Source organism: Gardnerella sp. DNF01157 (genome assembly GCF_049244225.1).
GTDB classification, from domain to species: Bacteria; Actinomycetota; Actinomycetes; order Actinomycetales; family Bifidobacteriaceae; genus Bifidobacterium; species Bifidobacterium leopoldii.
In genome coordinates this window covers 494,576-512,706 of record NZ_CP058388.1, presented here as the reverse complement: position 1 = coordinate 512,706, position 18,131 = coordinate 494,576, and the positions used below count along the sequence as shown (strand labels likewise).

Below are 18,131 nucleotides of genomic sequence, written 5' to 3'. Positions count from 1 at the left end.
ATGTTAGAAGATAGTTACAAGTAGAACACATATAGACAGCAACAGATAGACCACGAAACGAGAGGTCACTACTATGATTCGTTTGTGCAACAGAACTATGCATCGTTCTTTAGTTATGCTGACAGCATTAGTTACGATGCTTTTTGTTGTTAGCTCGTGCGCAAGTTCAACAAAAACTTCTTTAAAATCTGAAAATAAAGAACAAGCGAACCACGGTAACGTTATTGTTTTTACTCCATCAGATGGATTGGCAATAACACGTAATAAGCCTCTAAGCACGTGGGATATACTGGTCCCAGAATTAATAAAATCGTTAAAAGATAAGGGATTTGACGATAATTCTATTACTACTAAAACTTCTTCTAGCCTTTCAGAACAAAGCCGCGATGTGCAAGATTATGTAGTAAATTTGCTAAGCTCATTGAACAATGCAAAACAGAATAATTCAGAAAAGCACAATTCTGTTTCCGAAAATTCAAAAGTCAAAAAACAATTAAGCAAAACGACAATTGTTATAGCTCCATGGACTAACAAAAACGGCAATAATAACTATGGAGATTATGCAACATTACCTGCGTCTAATTCTGAAAATACGCAAAAATCAAATACTCAGGACTTAAATTTACAAAATGCCGATAACTCTCAATCATCCAAAGATGAGCTTAATGCAGAAAAACGATTGGCATCATCACTTAGCCTAGCAAAAAAGGCAGGAATACACGTTGTTATGCTCTCACGACGTGTTAGCGGTTTCAAACCTGATGTGATGTTCCATTTATCTGACGCAAGAACCATTGGCGAAATTCAAGCAACAACTCTGGTACAAAAAATCGCTCTAGATCGTGCAACTAAAGAAAATCCACGCTACATTGAAGTTCTTTTGCCATGTCACAATCAAAAAAATATTAATGCAAACAATAATAATCAACAAAATAACAGCGACGAAGCAAACGAGGATGATGATTCTAACAACAATACGCATGCAAATAGCGAAACAGCATTCCATGATGATTTTGCTGAAGAAGCATTCGCTGGCATTTGGAAAGTTTTGAGACCATATTTTGCTTCGGGGACATTAATAAGCACTTCTGGAAGACTGAATGTGAATAGTAGCGAAAAAGACTGGACCAATGTTGCTTTCGACGCAGATGTAGCTGACTCTGTGAAAAATGAGTTAACAAAACGAATTACGAGAAGTACAAGTCTTTTTTCACACTCAAGGCATCGCGTTGATGGAATTATTGCACTCGATGATCAAATTGCTTTACAAGCCGTACAAGCACTAAACGATCTCGGTTATGAAGGAAGCGCAGCAGATATAAACCCATCTTTCAATTTGCCGGACGTTATCGGAAACTTCATAGGGAAACGAGATCTTAATAAAAGACCAGTTCCTGCTCCAAAAGATTCTGCGAAGAAAACTGAAAAAGAGTTACAACAACAGCAGAAAAAAGATGAGGAAGAAGAATCAGAAGCAAAGAAATGGCCAGTAATAACTGGTTATGGCGCGTACAAAAATATTATGCCAAACATTGTGAGCGGAAAGCAATGGATGACAACTATAGAAAATCATAAGCAGATTGTTCAAGATCTTACTGCTACTTGTTATTCTTTGAACAGAAACGGTAAACTTGACAAAAAAATCGCTACAGTGCAAACAAAAATTGAACACGGGGAAACTGTCCCTACTGTTAACGAGCGACTAGTGGCAGTAAGCGCAACAAATCTAAAGTCACGTTTAATTGACCCAGGCTACGTATCATTAGCAGACGCAGGCTTGTAAATACAATTTTTGGATGCAAGTTGTGAAATATAATTTGTGGAACGCAATCTGTAGCTTCAGGCTAACTTCAAGTTATATTCCACGAATTTACACGCAGCTAACGTTTGCGTGGAGCATAAATAACATGTTCGATAAGGTCGTTATAACGCTCTACAACAACTTGACGACGCGCCTTTAAACTTGGCGTAATCAAACCGTTTGCCTGAGTAAACTCATCTGGAACTATTTCGAACTTGCGAATAGACTCAGCTCTAGAAACTAGCTCATTTGCTTTGCTAACAGCACGCTCAACTTCTGCTCGCACAATACCGTTACGTGAAGCCTCTTTTAAAGACCGTACAGGGCATGCGCCACGCGAAGAAAGCCAAGTATTTACTTCTGATAAATCGAGCGCAATAATTGCTGAAACAAACGGCTTCCTGTCTCCAATAACAACAGCTTGAGAAATAATAGGTGAAGACATTAATGAAGCTTCTAACGCATTTGGAGATAAGTTCTTACCGCCAGCAGTAATAATAAGATCTTTCTTTCTGCCTGTAATACGCACAAAACCGTCATCGTCTAAAGACCCAAAATCTCCCGTATGCAACCAGCCATTTACAATCTGCTGTTTGGTAAGCTCAGGATTATTATGGTAGCCTTTGCATACTGCAGGACTCTTAATGCACAATTCACCATCGTCAGCAATAGCAACAGATACACCCTTTACAGGCAAACCAACGGTACCAATGCGATAACCTGTCGTAGGATTCACCATAGAAGGTGCACAAGTTTCTGTCATTCCATAGCCTTCTAGAAGAGGCAAACCAATGCCATTAAAGAAATGCGCAATCGACAAATCTAAAGGAGCGCCGCCCGAAATAGCGTATGAAACAGAGCCTCCAAATACGTGTAGTAGTGGAGCATACACTAATTTTTTACATATTGAATGGCTAAGAGCAAGCATTGGAGGAACCATTGAACTAGACTGCTGAGCGCGAGACCATTCGCGAGCAACCTTAGACGCATAAGCAAAAATAAAACCTTTTACTCCCCTGCCTGCTTTTTGAGAAGCAGCATTGTAAATCTTCTCAAAAATGCGTGGAACACCAAGAATAAATGTTGGTTTAAAAGTTTGAAAATCAGACAATACAGTTTTCAAATTACTCGTCAAACCAAGAGTTATATTTCCAGCAAAGCAGAACAATTGCATAAACCTAGCAAAAACGTGCGCAAGAGGCAAGAACAGCAAAAGACGCGGGCTGTCTTTTAACGCAATATCTGGCATAGAAATAACACCTGATTTAGCAATAAAAACAAAATTGCTATGAGTAAGCTCAATTCCTTTTGGCTCACCAGTTGAACCTGAAGTGTATACAATTGTTGCTATGTCACTTCCATTAACAGCGTGCACTCGCTCATAAAATTCAGCATCAGTTACTGCTTTACCGTATTCAATGCACGCGTCGATAGCACCACGATTCATTACATATACGTCGTGAAGAGTAGGACATTCTTCCTGAACAGCCTCTACTTTTGGCAACATTTCAGGAGACTCCACAAATATTGAACATACTTGAGAATCTTGAACAATATGTTGTATTTGCAGCGAAGAGCTTGTTTCATAAATTGGCACTGTCAATGCGCCTATAGACATAATAGCCATATCAAGAACTGTCCATTGCCATGAAGTGTGAGCAATAATTGACACAGCGTCACCAGGCATTACTCCTCTAGCAATAAAGCCTTTAGCAACAGCTATTACCTTATCTCTAAATTCTTCAGCAGTATATGACTTCCAAACGCCGTCAGCTCCAACGTATTCAACCAAAGAACCATTAGGATTGCGCTCTGCTCGCTCTTCTAGCAGTGAGAAAACATTAACATCTGTATCAATAGACTCATCAAGTGGACGAGAATATTCTTGCATATTAGCTCCTCTATCTGCTGAATTGACGTATATCTTTACTATACGCGATTTGCAAGCCTTCGCATATGCGAATATCTACAAGATTGTAATCAATTTTGTTCATTTATCTACAAATATCTACGATACAAATATATTATCGTGCTTATTCCACAGGCTTAAGCACAATGCGACGCTTAACAGTCATTCTTTCAGGATTAACATATGTGCGATTTTTACGCTTTAAACCCCACTGCACACAAGTTGTGCCGCAATGGTCCGAACCTCCTTCGACATGTGCAAAATTCTGACCTTTTTTCACAAAAACACCAACGCTAAACTTTGTTACAGCAGGCTCAAAAGTGGATGTCAGTTCACCATGCCTAATAGTCACAACTGATTTACCAGCGACTTTACCAGCAAAACTAATAACGCCATCTGCAGGCGCAAATAAAGGAGTCCTCGTGCTTGCAGCTAAATCTACGCCACGATGCCCAGCCATCCAAGGTTTAGGCGGAGGATTAAAAGCTTTTACTATTTGTGCAGGTTTCACAGGCCATTGCATAGCTGACTTGCATGTTTTTTCACTATAATCACCTTTAGAAAGAGCACACTTGTGGCAACATGTCACAGCAGATTCTACAACATAATATTTAAGATGATGATTATTTTGCGAAATTTCGGGTTGTAAAAACAGCGCATCTAATAAAATAACTGAGATTATAAAAATCCCCAAACAGGCAGATATTTTGTAATATAATCCATAATTTTTGCGAATACACATATATTCCCCATCCATATTTTTATAAAACGACTTTTATAAAAGTTTTGCAGCTAATTTGCGAAAATCATAAGCTTTTAAAGCATTGTGGATAAAACATATGCTTATAATCACTATTTCGACACGCCAAAACACGCCATATTTGCATCTTTGAAAATTCCGTGTAATATAAATGTCTTGTGCACAGCGCTTAGTTGAGCACAAGATATTCCTGCGTAGCTCAGTTGGCAGAGCGTTCGACTGTTAATCGAATGGTCGCTGGTTCAAGCCCAGCCGCAGGAGCCATAAAGCCACTGGAAAACCAGTGGCTTTTTGCGTTAAATATTACGACTTGCATCCACAAGCAAAATCTTAATTGTTTAGCGCTCATGAGCGTGGCTAACATAAACATTTTGGCGTATTATATAAACAAGTTGCGTATTCAAATGCGCTAATGTTGAGCAGCAATAGATAACAGAGGACAAATATGAATCAACATAGCTCCGATAATGTTGAAACGAACCAAAAGAAAAAGCTCATTATTCTCATAGCAGGAATTGTTGTGCTAGCTTTAGCTCTTGGCACAGTTGGCACACTTTGGTATATGAAGCAAACTGAACGCACTAAAGCAGCTCGCAGACAGTGCGAAATAAAAGTTGCGCAAGTTTCTAAAGCCAATGCCGTATGGAAAAGTTTAGTACACAACAGCGTAATAACAGATCTCACAAAAGGTGACTCTGATAACGCAAAAGAACTTGCTAAAATCATGAGCGAAAAGGTTCCTGATGCAGTATCTTGCACAGCAAACTCTCCTGAAGAACTTGGTTCCCAAAGCGCAGAAGCTTTAGCTGCTTCTGAATGGTATGCAGTCAAAGCAAAAAAAGTGCGCGAGTTGGCTGTTACATTAATCGATGAAAATAACAAAAAAGATAAAGATAAAGACAAAGACAAAGACAAACAAGACGAAGAAACAAAGAAGCAAGAGATAAATGAATCGACTGGAATTGTAATTCAGCGTTCAAATGTTGTCCCACCAAAGCCAAAGCCAACACCAGCGCCGACGACAAATACTCAAGACACTAAGAAACAGAAGACTGAGGAAAAGAAAGACAACAAAGAAAAGAAGGAAAACAAGGAAAACAAAGAAAAGAAGGAAAACAAGGAAAACAAAGAAAACAAAGAAAACAAAGAAAACAAAGAAAAAGAACAAGAAAAAGATAAGAACAAAAAAGGCAGCGGAGACGGAGCTGGTGCTGAAAAACCTAAAGGAAATAGTGGTCAAGGAGATCCGAATGATAAAGCAAAAAAGGACAACCAAGATTCCGATAAAAAACAAACCCCGGACATAATAGCAGGTTCACAAAAACCATAAAACATTGCTCTGTTATCTGACTCAATGTAAAAGCTCCCAGTGATATACGCTGGGAGCTTTTACATTATCTAACTCTACATCGTAAACGATGTTGAACTTTATAAACTATTCGTTCATTTTGCTACTCGAACATGAGTTAAATCGACTTCTTCAAGAGGAATTACTCGAGTATGGTTTTTAATCTTGTAACCAATGTATAGAACGATAAATAGCGGCACAGACATGTACGTGATTCCAATAGCCTGCCAGTTAAGCGTTGCAAATGAATGCAAATCCTGACCAACAATAACAAGAATGCATAAGAAGAACGCAACAATAGGACCAAACGGATACCACTTTGCTCGGTAAACTAATTCATCTAAGGAATGACCTTGAGCCAAGTATGCCTTACGGAAGCGATAATGAGCTGCAGCAATACCAGCCCAAGCAATAAAACCAGTCAAACCACTTGCAGCAACCAGGAACATGTATATTTGATCGCCAAAAATACTCATAAAGAAAGTAAATAAAGCAACTACAAATGTAGCAATCAACGCAGGAACAGGAATACCACGAAGACTTACCTTGCCAAATACTTTTGGAGCATTATCTTCTTTTGCGAGTGAATAAAGCATTCTTGTTGAAGCATACATGCCGGAATTTGCTGCAGAAATAACAGAAGTCAAAATAACAGCATTCATAACTGCTGCAGCAGCTGCAAGACCTGCACGCTGGAACACGAGCGTGAATGGGCTAATAGCAATATCAGTTACATCAGAACCAAGTAAGTTCTTGTCAGTATAAGGAATAATGCAAGCAATAACGAAAATTGCAAGAATGTAGAAAAGAAGAATACGCCAGAACACTTGCTTTACAGCCTTTGGAATACTCTTTTCTGGAGTTGCAGACTCACCTGCAGTAATACCAATAAGCTCAGTTCCTTGGAAAGAGAAGCCTGCAATAGCGAAAGCACACAACACTGCAGGAACACCGCCTGCAAATGGAGCGTCCTTATGAGTGAAGTTTTGCAAGAATGGCGCTTTGCCGCCAACAATGCCAACAATCGTAAGCGAACCGATAACAAGGAATACGATTACTGCCAACACTTTAATAATAGAAAGCCAGTATTCGGTTTCTCCAAAGCACTTAACTGTAAGCACATTGATAACCAAAATAAGCATAAGAACCGACAGCGAGAAAATCCATATTGGCACTGTTGGGAACCAGTATTGCAGAACTATTGCTGCAGTACTAACGTCCACTGCAACCGTAATAGCCCAATTAAACCAATAGTTCCAGCCCATTGCGAAACCGAGTGCAGGATCAATAAAACGTCCAGAATACGATGCAAACGATCCACTAATAGGCATAAAAGTGGCCATTTCACCAAGGGAAGTCATAAGGAAGTAGACCATAATGCCAATCGCACCATAAGCGAGCAAAGCGCCGCCAGGACCAGCCATATGGATTGTTGCACCACTAGCAACGAATAAGCCGGTGCCAATGCTGCCACCTAAAGCAATCATGGAAATATGGCGGGTTTTTAATCCTCTATGGACATCGTTATTTTGCTGAGTATTCTGCTGAGTATTCTGTACAGCAGTAGATGATAATGAGCTACTCATTTTTCCTCCTTTCATGACAATCAGAGGCAAAACAAGCAAGCAAAAGCAAGCGTGTCGATAGCTCTCCGCAGCGAATGCCGACTCGCTGCGACAGTCCTTGGTATATTAAGCCAAGTCCCAGCTCACTACTTTTGGGATTAAGCAGTAAACTTCGGCGCTCTCCCCTTTTGTAAGCAATTAACGCTTCCCTAGCTCATGCTTATTACTCTTGTCGAGCGCGACCTCTGGTCGATGGTGTTCATTATTAGTACGACTTGCAGACAAACAGTAAAAAATACGGCGTGGCGCATAAAAATCGAAAAATAATAACAAAAAACGCCACTTCATGAGAAGTGACGTTTAAAATTTGTGGAGCTAGGGGGATTCGAACCCCCGACCCCCTCCATGCCATGGAGATGCGCTACCAGCTGCGCCATAGCCCCGTTTTTACTTATGCCGTTCAAACGAACCTTTGATAGAATACAACAAATAGCCGCTCTATCCAAATGCGGCGTGTCGAATTCAACTTACAAATTCCAAAAATCCTGCGAATTCTACTAACAATTTAGTCGCCAATTCGGCAAACCAATTCAAGAACCAATTCGAAAATTAGTTACCATTGGCACTTCCAGATTGATCACCATTACCAGGAGAAGTTACATTGTTTGAAGAACCAGTAGATCCCGAAGATCCAGCAGATCCAGCACCTGCATCAGAACTATCAGCACCCGATCCACTATTCCCACTAGCAGCATCACCTGAATTCGTTCCTGAATCATTGTTAGTGTCACTACCTAAATCATTATCAGAATGACCACCTGTTGAGCCAGCTGCGTTTTCATTGCTATGCTCATCATTTTCGTCTTCATTAGCATCTTTACTATCAGAATCATCATGAGACTTCTTATGGTCTTGATTAGTATTCGTGTTAAGACGTTGCTTAGGTTGCGGCTGATTTTGCTGCTGCTCATGACTATTTTCTTCAGGCTTATCAATATTGTCTGTGCCTTTTCCTTGTGTAAACAAAAGAACAGCACCTGCAGTAACAATAACAGCTATAAGAGCACTTATAACAGCAACAACAATTGTTGTACGATGATCGTTTCTATTTTGGTAAGATCTAGAAGAGTAACCGTAGTTTCCACTAACAACCTTAGATAACGGCACCGGCTCTGGAATTGTGCCCTCCGACAGTTCCATGTCTTCTTCATGCTGTTCACGTAATTTCGACAATTCCAAAATACGCGTATTTTCTAATTCCGGATTACGGACTTGCGAACTAACAGTGCGTCCAGATCTTGCATCTTGAACAGTCATATTTTTGTCATCTGAAGGATCAGTATTACATTGCAACGAATTTGATGAATATTGCATATGAATATCATCTCCAATTCTTTTAGAATCAACATTCTCTAAACCATTTGAACGCACGCTAGAATCTGACACATTACTAAAATTAGACTGTTCTGTAGAAGTATTCGGATTTACTTCCGAAAGTTTACGCGATGAAGCGTGAATAACATTCTGATACAACTGTGATGCTACTGCTGAGACAATAGAACCAATAGCTACGCCAATAACTGAACCAGCAATACCAATTTTAGAAGCAAGTAAAAACGAAGTCACTGCAGCGAGCGATCCAGCTAATACTTGCGTAAACGATATGCCTTTGAAGAAATTCTTCACTTATGCACCTTAACTATTTATGCGAATATAATGCCAAAATGCATGGCAAATATGCAAATTCCACTACCAACACCATTACAACAATGATGGTATCACTCTACGCAAAAATTGCACAGCATTGCCAGAGCATTCTTACAACAAAATCACAAGTCTTATATACATAAAACTTAGCTACACAAAACTGAAATGCCTAAGACTTAGCAACCTCAAAATCTCTATCTTTATAAGAAAGCTCACAATTCGCTCTTTTATCACAATAATGCTCACCTAAGCTTGCAGTAATAATTGCAGCAAATATTAAAGCAAATCCCACAAAAGCCATGTTAGAAACATGCTCATGAAAAAGAATAGTAGAGAATAAAAGCGTGAACAAACTTTCAGTGCACATAATCACAGAAGCGTTTGCAGTAGAAAGATTCACCAAACTATAGTTTTGCATAATTTGCGCAACTACTGTTACTACCACTGTAAGGTAGAACATATTAGCAAAAATAGAGAAATGATCAGCAGCGTTAAAGTTTGGCAAAGGCTCACAAATAAGCGCACCAGCTACAAAAAGTACGCCTGAAACAACAAATTGCCCAAAAGTTAACGTAACTGGATTATATTTACGAGAATAATACGCAAGGAACGTAAGATTAAAAGCAAAAACTACAGCACATAATAAAGTAAGGAAATCTCCATAAGACAATGTGAGAACAAGCATTCCAGGCTTTAATGCCACAAAACCTACTCCAGCAACGCACATAACTGCAGCTACTAATCCTAAAAGAGTTGGCTTTTTCTTGACAATTAACCAAGCAGAAAATGGCGTAATTACGCAATATGCTGCTGTCAAAAACGCGCTACGGCCTGGATCAATTGAACGTAACCCTTCAGTTTGCAAAATTAAAGTAGCATAATACGTAATTCCAGTTAGTAAAGAAGGAACAATAAGCTTTTTTGTAAAAGTTTTACGAAGTGTACCGAAAAAAATAACAGCCATAATTGTGCAAGCTCCAACCATACGAACGCCCATAAGCCATTGCACAGGAAACACTTCAAGAGCATATTTTGAAGAAACATAGCTGCCACCCCAAATAGCAGCACAAATCAACAACATAATCTGAGCAGTACGAACACTTTTGCCTTGAGGCATGCCCGATTTATCCGAAAGCGGTTCAGCTATAGATTTAGCTGTTTCATATTTCACCTTCATAATGTTCCCCTTCAACTATAAAAGTTGATTCTTTAAAATTTTTCTTTTATAAAGCGTTTTAGCTTATAAAATAGACAGAATAGCCGTAAAATCGTGAAAAGTACAACTTTCTGGCGTTCTTTCGTAAAATTTCCGATATACGCTCCAGAAAACAGTGGCAATCAAGTATTTTGCTGTATAAATTTCGCCCACGAAACTATTGAAGAATTGGGTGATTTATATCACAACTTACAATTTTTTTACGCTACACGCTCGTATACACTTTTAAATCAGCGTAATGTAGCAATGTAGGCTTATAAATTGCGTACGAAGAAAGTACGCAATCTTGTTAGGAAAGGAATATTATGGCAACTCTTAGCGCAGATATGAAAGAATTTATTGCGAATAATTTGGCTTGGATTGCAACAGTAAGCAAAGATGGCGAGCTTGATTTGGGACCAAAAATGTCTATGTTCGTACTCGACGACAACCACCTTGCCTACCACGAGCGCACTGCAGGTCAGCATTATAAGAACTTGCAAGACGGCAGCCAGCTGGTTGTAGCAGTTGCTAATTTGGCAGAAAAGAAAGGCTATCGCTTCCGCGGAACAGTAACTCTTCACACTGATGACGCGATTTACGAAGAACAGGTACGTGTGGCCGAAGAAAAAGGTACGAAGAAGCCAGCTGCAGTTCCAGTTATGGAAATCACTGAGATTCAGGACTTGACTTCTGGAGCTACTGCCGGCAAAACTATTGCAAAAGATTAATGCGTCGTCATTCAGTCGTGTGGATATTAGTGCGGTAGAGATTTGAGATTTTTCGCACTGAGCGCGGACGCTCGCGCGGGTAACGCGCTCACTACGAAACTCGCGTTGGAAGTCCACTGGACTTCCAACTTAAGCGAGTTTCCGCTCCGAGTTGCCTTCGCGCGCTACGCTTTAAACGCTCAGGCAGGTCGTCGCGCAAAACGCCGAATTAGTACGTCTATAGTAGGCGTCATACAATATCGAGTGGCGTTCGTCCTCAACGGCGAAGATGAACACCACTCAATTCTTTACTTGATTATTTAGTTGTCACTAATTTACTTGCTTTCTTTACGCAATGCTTTCAGTCTAGCGTTCATTTCTTTCGCTTTCTTCTTCTCGAAGTAATAAATTATTGCAGCAATAGGAATCGGTAAAATAACAGTGAACGCAATCCATCCGCAAATCACCGCTGGCTCATCTTTGAACGAAATCCATCCAACAATCACCGATACAATAAACTGAATAGCAATTGGCGGAACTAGCGCAAAAACGAACTTTGCAAAATTTGACATGCGTTCATTCGACCAAAAAATAGCGAACACTCCATATCCTATGCCTATAACAAACGATGCTACAGCATAAGATGCAATTCTATTTCCAACCTCACTATGCGCTAACAGACTTGATATAAAAGACATTACTGTAAAAATAGTGCACCCTATGCCAATGCCTTTAACAATGTTTTTTACCATTGTTTTACCTAATGTTGCAACTTGCTTTTCCATAATAATCGCTTCCTTTTAAGTATTAAAATCTAGTATTAAAAAAATCAGTATTAAAATTTTTGATAGTTTTATATTTGACTACATTCTAGCTACATTCGTTATTACTATAACTACATCCCTAAGCGCTTTTTGAACCCACCTAAGCATCTGCGACTAATCCACTCAACGCTTCCATCGTCCATTTTTACGCTCATACTTCCACCAAATCCTGGATCAACTCGAACAATGCGATTCAAGTTCACGATTGCGGATTTAGATATGCGCACAAACGACGCGAATTGCGGATTGTCAAAATCCATTAGGCGCTTGTAAGACACGCACTCGCCTTTATCACCGTGAATGATTACGCGCGAATTTTCAACGCAAATCATAATCACATCTGGCTCATGCATAACAATAATCGAATCGTTAATATAACCGTATATGAATGGATTATTGTTGCTCAACTTATCTGAAGTATTAATTTCAGTATTATTTTCAGCACTTCTTACATTTGCATCATTGGAGTCAATGCTTTGTAACTGAGCGATAATGTGCTTAAGCTCATCGTCAATATTGTGAATTGACAACTGAACTGACTGCTCTTCCTCAGGCGGAACGATAGCAATAGTTACTTTCATCAAGCCTCCTTTCCGTACACTACTGTTAGCGTTTGTTAGCTTTTTGTTTTGTAATTTTGACTATACGGCACTGTAAATAGTCTGTCTTTACAAAATCGCTAAACGGTAGCTTTCGGTAATTAAGCGGTAAAGGAGAGATTACGCAGCACCCCAAATGCGAATAAGACGCTGGCTTGTAGGGTCAGCTGCAGGACCTTGATCATAAGCATCCAAACGCCAATGAATCGAACCATCAGCGTTAAGACTTGGAATTAAGCGCGCCCAACGACCGTTTCCCATGCCGCCAATCGTCTTGTAAGAAGGATCTACTTTATCTAATCCAAGCAGCTTATGAACAGTTTGCGAAAGACAGGAACCATGCGAAAATACTAGCAAATCACGGTCTGCGCCAGTTTTGCGAGCCCAATCTTCTACTGCAGCAGCAGCGCGCTCTCCTACTTCCTGCTTAGCTTCAGCACCATGACGAAGCTCTCCGCTTTTACCTTCAACCCAAGCTTTGAAATCTTCCGGCCACTGCTCGCTAATCTGCTGACGATTCAAACCTTCCCACTCGCCAAAGAAACGCTCGCGCACACCATTTTCAACATGCACATGAAGCCCAATCTTATCTGCAAAAGCATGAGCAGTCTGTTGAGCGCGAATAAGTGGAGAAACAATCGCCACAAAACTCGCGTCCGCTTCTTCTGGCGTAATGCGCACGTGTTCAGTGCTGTTCGGGTCCTTTGGATCTTCTAAATCAGAAGCACCAAAAAGCACGCGCAAAGCTTTTCCAGAGCGAGTCACCTGATCCATTCCAGACTCATCCAAAGCAATATCAATCATGCCTTGCAAACGGAACTGTGCATTATACGGAGTTTGACCGTGGCGAATAAGCATAACAGAACGAGCAATTCCTTCATGCGCACTATTAATGGAATTATTTACGTTACTCGCAACATTTTCTACGAAATCAACCATGGTTTGTACCGTACTTTCTTCTTATTATTCAGTTTCGCTAGAATCTTCAGTTTTGCTAGAATCTTCAGTTTCGCTAGCATGCTCTGGCAGTTGCAAATCGATTGCCGGGCAATCATTCCACAGGCGTTCCAAGCGGTAGAATGCTCGTGCTTCCTCATGCATTACATGAACCACAAAATCGCCAAAATCAAGCAAAATCCACTGTGCTAATTCCAAGCCTTCACGAGATAAAGCCTTGCGTTTGTTGTCTTTCAAGTACAAGTCTTTTTCGATTTCTTCTGCAACAGCTAATACTTGACGCTCATTTGAAGCAGAAACAACTAACATAGCATCCGTAATACCAAGCAAATCGCTTACATCAAAAGCCTGCTCGTTCGTTGCTTTCAAACGGTCTGCAGCAGCGGCAGCAATACGAATTGCACTAATTGAGCTTTCTAAAGCTGTCATAATGTTACTACTCCTTAATTCTCCAACAAACGCTTTTTAGCGTTCCCAAGCTGGCTTCCAGCCCTCTACAACGTGCTGAGTATTTTCCGAGTACACCATAGAATCAGCCGGAACATCGTGACGTACCACCGATCCAGCGCCGGTAGTAACATCATCTCCCACAGTAACCGGTGCTACAAACAGGTTTCCTGCGCCAACGTGAGCACCAGAACCAATCGTAGTATGATTCTTATGCACTCCGTCATAATTTGCAGTAATCGTACCGCCGCCAATATTCGTATGCTCACCCAAATCAGCATCGCCAATATAGCTTAAATGAGGTACTTTAGTGCCATTTCCAATATGAGCTTTCTTCATTTCTACGAAAGCTCCTGCCTTACTTTCCTCACCAAGTACGTTTCCTGCACGCAAATACGTCCAAGGACCGATGTTTGCAGCTCTACAAATATGCGATTCCTGTACACGCGAACGTTCAACCACAGCATCCTCATCAATTTGCGCATCAATAAGAGTCGTGTAAGGGCCAACTACAGCACCACTTGCAACCGTAGTACGACCTTGAAGGAAGCACCCAGGAAGCACAGTAACATCTTGTGCGAGCGTAACACTATCTTCAATCCAAGTAGTATCAGGGTCGAGAATAGTTACACCTTCAAGCATCCATTTTTCACACACGCGCTTATTATGTGCTTTTGCGAGCGCAGCTAATTGCACACGATTATTTACGCCCTCTACAGTAAGCGGATCTGGAGCAGACATTGCACCAACATGACCAAACTTTCGAGCATGTTCCAAAGCATCAGTCAAATAGAACTCACCTTGAGCATTTTGAGAGTTAAGATCTGCAATCGCGTCACATAATACAGTCGCATCGAATACATATACAGAAGTGTTCACTTCATGAATAGCAAGCTCTCCAGCATTTGCATCTTTATGCTCAACAATACGCAAAACGTCACCGTTTGCTTCGCGCACAATACGGCCGTAGCCAGTTGCATCGTCTAATACTGCTGTAAGAACTGTTGCCACATTGTTATTATTATTGTGAAAATCAACTAAAGACTGCAAAGTTTGCGTATCAAGTAGCGGCATATCGCTTGCGGCAATCAGCACAGCTCCTTTTAATGCTTCACCAGTTTCGTTTTTAGCAATTTCGTTAAGATCTTTAATAGCACATTGCACTGCTCTGCCGGTTCCAGGAGTTTCGTCCTGATTTACAATATGCACATTTTCGTTATAGCTAACAGCAGCAGCAGCTACGCGTTCAGCCTGAGCATGCACAACTACAGCTAGTTTTTTAGGATTTACGCCATTCATGGCATCCATAACACGATTGAGAAATGTTTTACCAGCAAATGGATGTAGTACTTTTGGAGTTTCTGAACGCATACGCGTCCCATCGCCTGCTGCCAAAATTATTGCCGCAGTTACATCATGCTTTTCCACGCATACGCTCCTTATACTATTTCAATAAATTTCGCTGTATGTAATTCTATTACTTATTAGCAGCGTTCAAAACAAAAAACGCCACCCGATTCAACGAGTAGCGCTTCAAGTAAGCTCCCTCACCTGGATTCGAACCAAGACAAAGGGTTCCAAAGACCCGTGTGCTGCCATTACACCATGAGGGAACGGCGGAAAAACCGCCAATTCACTATTATGCCATAATATCGAAAAACGTCAAATTGGCGCGCCGAAAAGCAAACCGCACAAAATCAATACTTAAGCAAATAAGAATCCTTGTCCGTGATGCTCAGGATAAGTGTCGAAAAGCTTAGCAACCGAACCATCCTCAAACACTGCTTTAATAGCGCTTGCAAGAAGCGGAGCAATTGAAAGAACAGTCAAACCATCCCAACGCTTCTCTTCTGGAATAGGCACAGTATCAGTCAAAACAACTTCCCTAGCACCACAAGACTTCAAACGTTCGACTGCAGGACCAGAAAGCACGCCGTGAGTTGCAACAACTGTAACAGACTTAGCTCCAGCTTCCTTCAACACATTGCAAGCTCCTGCAATAGTTCCTGCAGTATCGATCAAGTCGTCAACCATAACGCAATCGCGTCCAGCAACGTCACCAACGACGCGATTTGCAACCGTCTTATTAGGGCAAGTGATATCGCGAGTTTTGTGCACGAAAGCCAAAGGACCGCCGCCTAAGCGCTGAGCCCACTGTTCTGCTACGCGAATACGACCAGCATCAGGAGACACAACAGTCACATTAGCAAGATCATCGCGGAAACGATCACGTACGTAATCAACCAAAACTGGCATAGCAATCAAGTGATCAACAGGACCGTCGAAGAATCCTTGAGACTGAGCTGCATGCAAATCGACGCTCATAATGCGATCAGCACCAGCAGTCTTTAGCAAGTCAAACATCAAGCGGCAAGAAATAGGTTCGCGACCGCGATGCTTTTTATCTTGTCGAGAATAACCAAGCAACGGGCATACTGCAGTAATTGAACGAGCAGAAGCCCTCTTCAAAGCGTCAATCATAATTAACTGTTCCATAATGGACTTGTTAACAGGATCACTGTGGCTTTGAATAACGAATACATCTGTACCACGCACAGATTGCGTATAGCGAACATACATTTCACCATTAGCAAAATCGTATGCCGTAGTTTCAAGTACATCAATTCCAAGCTGATCAGCTACATCACGAGCAAGCTTCGGATGTGCGCGACCGGTAACGAGAACAAGGTTTTTATCTGGCTTTCCTTCAAGGACGATGCTCACCATATCTCCAAACATTAGTTCGCTTTAATTCGCGAAATGAACATAATCAATACTAACTTTTTGCACAGACGATAAACGACAAGCCTACAAAATCAATAATTACGCACGATACAAACCATGCTTAACTATGTACTGAACTACTCCATCTGGAACTAAATACCACACCGGCTCACCATGCTCAGCTCGACGACGAACATCAGTAGAAGAAATAGACAACGCTGGAATCTCTAAAATATCAACCGGCAAATGCGTAGAATCACAATGAACCATATCGTCACGATTCGCTGCAATACCAGTATCATTCGTATGCATTTGGCGAGGCATTAACGGAGAATTAGAATCTGCTAACTTTTCTGGCCTCGAATAGCCAGGACGAGTAACAGCCACGAATCGAGCCAAATTCCACATTTCGCGCGCATTTTTCCATTGCATTATTTCAGCAATAGCGTCAGCTCCAGTAATAAAGAAAAGTTCCGCATCAGGATGTTGAGCACGTATATCTCGCAAAGTATCGATAGTATAAGTAACTCCAGGGCGATCAATATCAACCCTAGAAACAGTGAACTTTGGATTGGAGGCTGTTGCAATAACAGTCATTAAATAACGATCTTCTGCATTCGTAACTTTTTTATCAAGCTTAAAAACAGGCCTACCGGTAGGAACGAAAATAACTTCGTCAAGATCATAAACCCAAGCAACTTCTGAAGCAGCAACCAAGTGACCATTGTGTATTGGATCGAATGTGCCGCCCATAATTCCAATGCGCTGACGCTCGTGCACATTGCCACGAGTAGAAGTACGTTTATGAACTGAATTCACAACCGCAGGAGGAGCCGCTTCTTTACCAGTAAACGCGCCATGAAATAGGTCAGACATGCGACGTTCTGCATCTTCGTGAATTTCAGGACTCATTCGCTTCAGATTCCTTGTCTTCCACTTGAGTTTCATTCACTAACCCAGATGCAACATTTGCGCTATCCGGATTAATATTGCCCATTTCTTCATCCCACTCATCTTTTACGACACGCTGGATTTCGGCAAAAGTTGGAAGAGGGAAATCTGGTTGATATGCACCACGAATTTTCGCTACAGATTCCGAAATTTTAGCAAGCATGGATGTCATGCCATCAATATCATGATCACGTTCTAATTCGCTAAACTTAATAATATTCTTTTCCATATTGCGAACATTTTCAAGAACATTATTAAACGAAGCTTCATCAGGAATAGTCACATCATTCGAATCAGAATCTGGCCAGCCCATTAACACTGCGTCAGCATACTCAAGCGATGAACGTTGCGATGCAGAAGCAATACCATCTTCAATTTGCACCAAAAAAACATATCGCACAATGGACAAACGTTCAGCAGCAATATCAAGCGCTTCAGCTGTACTCAAATTCACGTCATTATTAGGCATACTCTTACCTTACCGCCACGTAACTATTAAAACCAGTACGTCTATTTTTTAATTTGCTTACTGTGGCGCGAGTTTTGGGAGATTTCTCTCCTCGCAAGTTCCCGTCCTTCGTCGCTCTGGCTGTTAAAGATTTTACTGTCTGCTTTGTTCTTAAAATAATGTTGC

16 protein-coding genes, 3 tRNA genes and 1 riboswitch are annotated in these 18,131 nt (G+C 40.9%); of the genes, 4 read left to right on the top strand and 15 right to left on the bottom strand.

Annotated elements, in window-relative coordinates:
- Positions 1 to 73: 73 nt before the first annotated feature.
- The gene (locus HXT38_RS01840; RefSeq protein ID WP_117008712.1) at positions 74 to 1,783 is read left to right on the top strand and encodes a hypothetical protein; all 1,710 of its coding nucleotides are present in this window, start codon (positions 74 to 76) and stop codon (positions 1,781 to 1,783) included.
- A 97-nt stretch (positions 1,784 to 1,880) separates the two neighbouring features.
- Here HXT38_RS01840 and HXT38_RS01835 read toward each other — a convergent pair whose 3' ends face one another.
- Both HXT38_RS01835 and HXT38_RS01830 read right to left on the bottom strand, forming a co-directional pair.
- Complete coding sequence (locus HXT38_RS01835; RefSeq protein WP_032842478.1) at positions 1,881 to 3,692, bottom strand: AMP-dependent synthetase/ligase; 1,812 nt, start codon at positions 3,690 to 3,692, stop codon at positions 1,881 to 1,883.
- 142 nt (positions 3,693 to 3,834) lie between these two features.
- Positions 3,835 to 4,452 carry a M23 family metallopeptidase gene (locus HXT38_RS01830; RefSeq protein ID WP_421791968.1) on the bottom strand — a complete coding sequence of 206 codons (618 nt, stop codon included), beginning with the start codon at positions 4,450 to 4,452 and terminating at the stop codon, positions 3,835 to 3,837.
- Between the two features lie 206 nt (positions 4,453 to 4,658).
- Between HXT38_RS01830 and HXT38_RS01825 the strand changes: the two genes are divergently transcribed.
- A tRNA-Asn gene (locus HXT38_RS01825) sits at positions 4,659 to 4,734 on the top strand.
- Positions 4,735 to 4,915: 181 nt separating this feature from the next.
- Entirely contained in the window at positions 4,916 to 5,800 is an 885-nt protein-coding gene (locus HXT38_RS01820; RefSeq protein WP_421791966.1) for an ATPase, read from the top strand.
- Between the two features lie 113 nt (positions 5,801 to 5,913).
- Here the strand turns inward: HXT38_RS01820 and HXT38_RS01815 are convergent, their stop codons facing one another.
- The 4 genes from HXT38_RS01815 to HXT38_RS01800 all read right to left on the bottom strand — a co-directional run bounded on the left by HXT38_RS01815 (position 5,914) and on the right by HXT38_RS01800 (position 10,267).
- Complete coding sequence (locus HXT38_RS01815) at positions 5,914 to 7,305, bottom strand: amino acid permease (RefSeq protein WP_004106466.1); 1,392 nt, start codon at positions 7,303 to 7,305, stop codon at positions 5,914 to 5,916.
- Between the two features lie 149 nt (positions 7,306 to 7,454).
- A riboswitch (Lysine riboswitch) is annotated at positions 7,455 to 7,640 on the bottom strand.
- 113 nt (positions 7,641 to 7,753) lie between these two features.
- Positions 7,754 to 7,826: transfer RNA gene (locus HXT38_RS01810), tRNA-Ala, on the bottom strand.
- Between the two features lie 166 nt (positions 7,827 to 7,992).
- A complete protein-coding gene (locus HXT38_RS01805; RefSeq protein WP_421791964.1) occupies positions 7,993 to 9,069 on the bottom strand; it encodes an ATPase in 1,077 nt (358 codons plus the stop codon).
- 190 nt (positions 9,070 to 9,259) lie between these two features.
- Positions 9,260 to 10,267 carry a DMT family transporter gene (locus HXT38_RS01800; protein ID WP_101886078.1) on the bottom strand — a complete coding sequence of 336 codons (1,008 nt, stop codon included), beginning with the start codon at positions 10,265 to 10,267 and terminating at the stop codon, positions 9,260 to 9,262.
- A 344-nt stretch (positions 10,268 to 10,611) separates the two neighbouring features.
- Between HXT38_RS01800 and HXT38_RS01795 the strand changes: the two genes are divergently transcribed.
- Positions 10,612 to 11,016, top strand: a complete 405-nt coding sequence (locus HXT38_RS01795; RefSeq protein ID WP_004106472.1) for a pyridoxamine 5'-phosphate oxidase family protein — start codon at positions 10,612 to 10,614, stop codon at positions 11,014 to 11,016.
- Positions 11,017 to 11,330: 314 nt separating this feature from the next.
- On the opposite strand, the gene HXT38_RS01790 is transcribed toward HXT38_RS01795, so the two are convergent.
- The 9 genes from HXT38_RS01790 to HXT38_RS01750 form a co-directional block, all read right to left on the bottom strand.
- A complete protein-coding gene (locus tag HXT38_RS01790) occupies positions 11,331 to 11,780 on the bottom strand; it encodes a DUF3021 family protein (RefSeq protein WP_004106474.1) in 450 nt (149 codons plus the stop codon).
- A 110-nt stretch (positions 11,781 to 11,890) separates the two neighbouring features.
- Positions 11,891 to 12,400 carry a LytTR family DNA-binding domain-containing protein gene (locus HXT38_RS01785; RefSeq protein WP_004106477.1) on the bottom strand — a complete coding sequence of 170 codons (510 nt, stop codon included), beginning with the start codon at positions 12,398 to 12,400 and terminating at the stop codon, positions 11,891 to 11,893.
- A 138-nt stretch (positions 12,401 to 12,538) separates the two neighbouring features.
- On the bottom strand, positions 12,539 to 13,357 hold the full coding sequence (locus HXT38_RS01780; protein WP_004118985.1) for a histidine phosphatase family protein: 819 nt from the start codon (positions 13,355 to 13,357) through the stop codon (positions 12,539 to 12,541).
- Positions 13,358 to 13,381: 24 nt separating this feature from the next.
- Positions 13,382 to 13,804: a ribosome silencing factor gene (gene rsfS / locus HXT38_RS01775; RefSeq protein WP_004118984.1), complete on the bottom strand. Its 423-nt coding sequence runs from the start codon at positions 13,802 to 13,804 to the stop codon at positions 13,382 to 13,384.
- Positions 13,805 to 13,840: 36 nt separating this feature from the next.
- Entirely contained in the window at positions 13,841 to 15,250 is a 1,410-nt protein-coding gene (gene glmU, locus HXT38_RS01770; RefSeq protein ID WP_004118983.1) for a bifunctional UDP-N-acetylglucosamine diphosphorylase/glucosamine-1-phosphate N-acetyltransferase GlmU, read from the bottom strand.
- 114 nt (positions 15,251 to 15,364) lie between these two features.
- Positions 15,365 to 15,435 (bottom strand) — tRNA-Gln (locus tag HXT38_RS01765).
- 91 nt (positions 15,436 to 15,526) lie between these two features.
- The gene (locus HXT38_RS01760) at positions 15,527 to 16,549 is read right to left on the bottom strand and encodes a ribose-phosphate diphosphokinase (protein ID WP_032835511.1); all 1,023 of its coding nucleotides are present in this window, start codon (positions 16,547 to 16,549) and stop codon (positions 15,527 to 15,529) included.
- Between the two features lie 96 nt (positions 16,550 to 16,645).
- Positions 16,646 to 17,458 carry a nicotinate-nucleotide adenylyltransferase gene (nadD, locus tag HXT38_RS01755; RefSeq protein WP_004106489.1) on the bottom strand — a complete coding sequence of 271 codons (813 nt, stop codon included), beginning with the start codon at positions 17,456 to 17,458 and terminating at the stop codon, positions 16,646 to 16,648.
- The gene (locus HXT38_RS01750; RefSeq protein ID WP_410294615.1) at positions 17,448 to 17,966 is read right to left on the bottom strand and encodes a phosphoribosylglycinamide synthetase; all 519 of its coding nucleotides are present in this window, start codon (positions 17,964 to 17,966) and stop codon (positions 17,448 to 17,450) included. The genes nadD and HXT38_RS01750 overlap by 11 nt, the downstream gene beginning before the upstream one ends.
- Positions 17,967 to 18,131 lie beyond the last annotated feature (165 nt).

Bases quoted from the DNA above. Each gene is read 5' to 3' on its own strand.
- HXT38_RS01795 (WP_004106472.1), top strand. From the start codon at position 10,612: ATGGCAACTCTTAGCGCAGATATGAAAGAATTTATTGCGAATAATTTG.
- HXT38_RS01835 (WP_032842478.1), bottom strand. From the start codon at position 3,692: ATGCAAGAATATTCTCGTCCACTTGATGAGTCTATTGATACAGATGTT.
- HXT38_RS01785 (WP_004106477.1), bottom strand. From the start codon at position 12,400: ATGAAAGTAACTATTGCTATCGTTCCGCCTGAGGAAGAGCAGTCAGTT.
- HXT38_RS01790 (WP_004106474.1), bottom strand. From the start codon at position 11,780: ATGGAAAAGCAAGTTGCAACATTAGGTAAAACAATGGTAAAAAACATT.
- HXT38_RS01830 (WP_421791968.1), bottom strand. From the start codon at position 4,452: ATGTGTATTCGCAAAAATTATGGATTATATTACAAAATATCTGCCTGT.
- HXT38_RS01780 (WP_004118985.1), bottom strand. From the start codon at position 13,357: ATGGTTGATTTCGTAGAAAATGTTGCGAGTAACGTAAATAATTCCATT.
- HXT38_RS01800 (WP_101886078.1), bottom strand. From the start codon at position 10,267: ATGAAGGTGAAATATGAAACAGCTAAATCTATAGCTGAACCGCTTTCG.
- HXT38_RS01840 (WP_117008712.1), top strand. From the start codon at position 74: ATGATTCGTTTGTGCAACAGAACTATGCATCGTTCTTTAGTTATGCTG.
- HXT38_RS01760 (WP_032835511.1), bottom strand. From the start codon at position 16,549: ATGGTGAGCATCGTCCTTGAAGGAAAGCCAGATAAAAACCTTGTTCTC.
- HXT38_RS01815 (WP_004106466.1), bottom strand. From the start codon at position 7,305: ATGATTGCTTTAGGTGGCAGCATTGGCACCGGCTTATTCGTTGCTAGT.
- nadD (WP_004106489.1), bottom strand. From the start codon at position 17,458: ATGAGTCCTGAAATTCACGAAGATGCAGAACGTCGCATGTCTGACCTA.
- HXT38_RS01750 (WP_410294615.1), bottom strand. From the start codon at position 17,966: ATGCCTAATAATGACGTGAATTTGAGTACAGCTGAAGCGCTTGATATT.
- rsfS (WP_004118984.1), bottom strand. From the start codon at position 13,804: ATGACAGCTTTAGAAAGCTCAATTAGTGCAATTCGTATTGCTGCCGCT.
- HXT38_RS01820 (WP_421791966.1), top strand. From the start codon at position 4,916: ATGAATCAACATAGCTCCGATAATGTTGAAACGAACCAAAAGAAAAAG.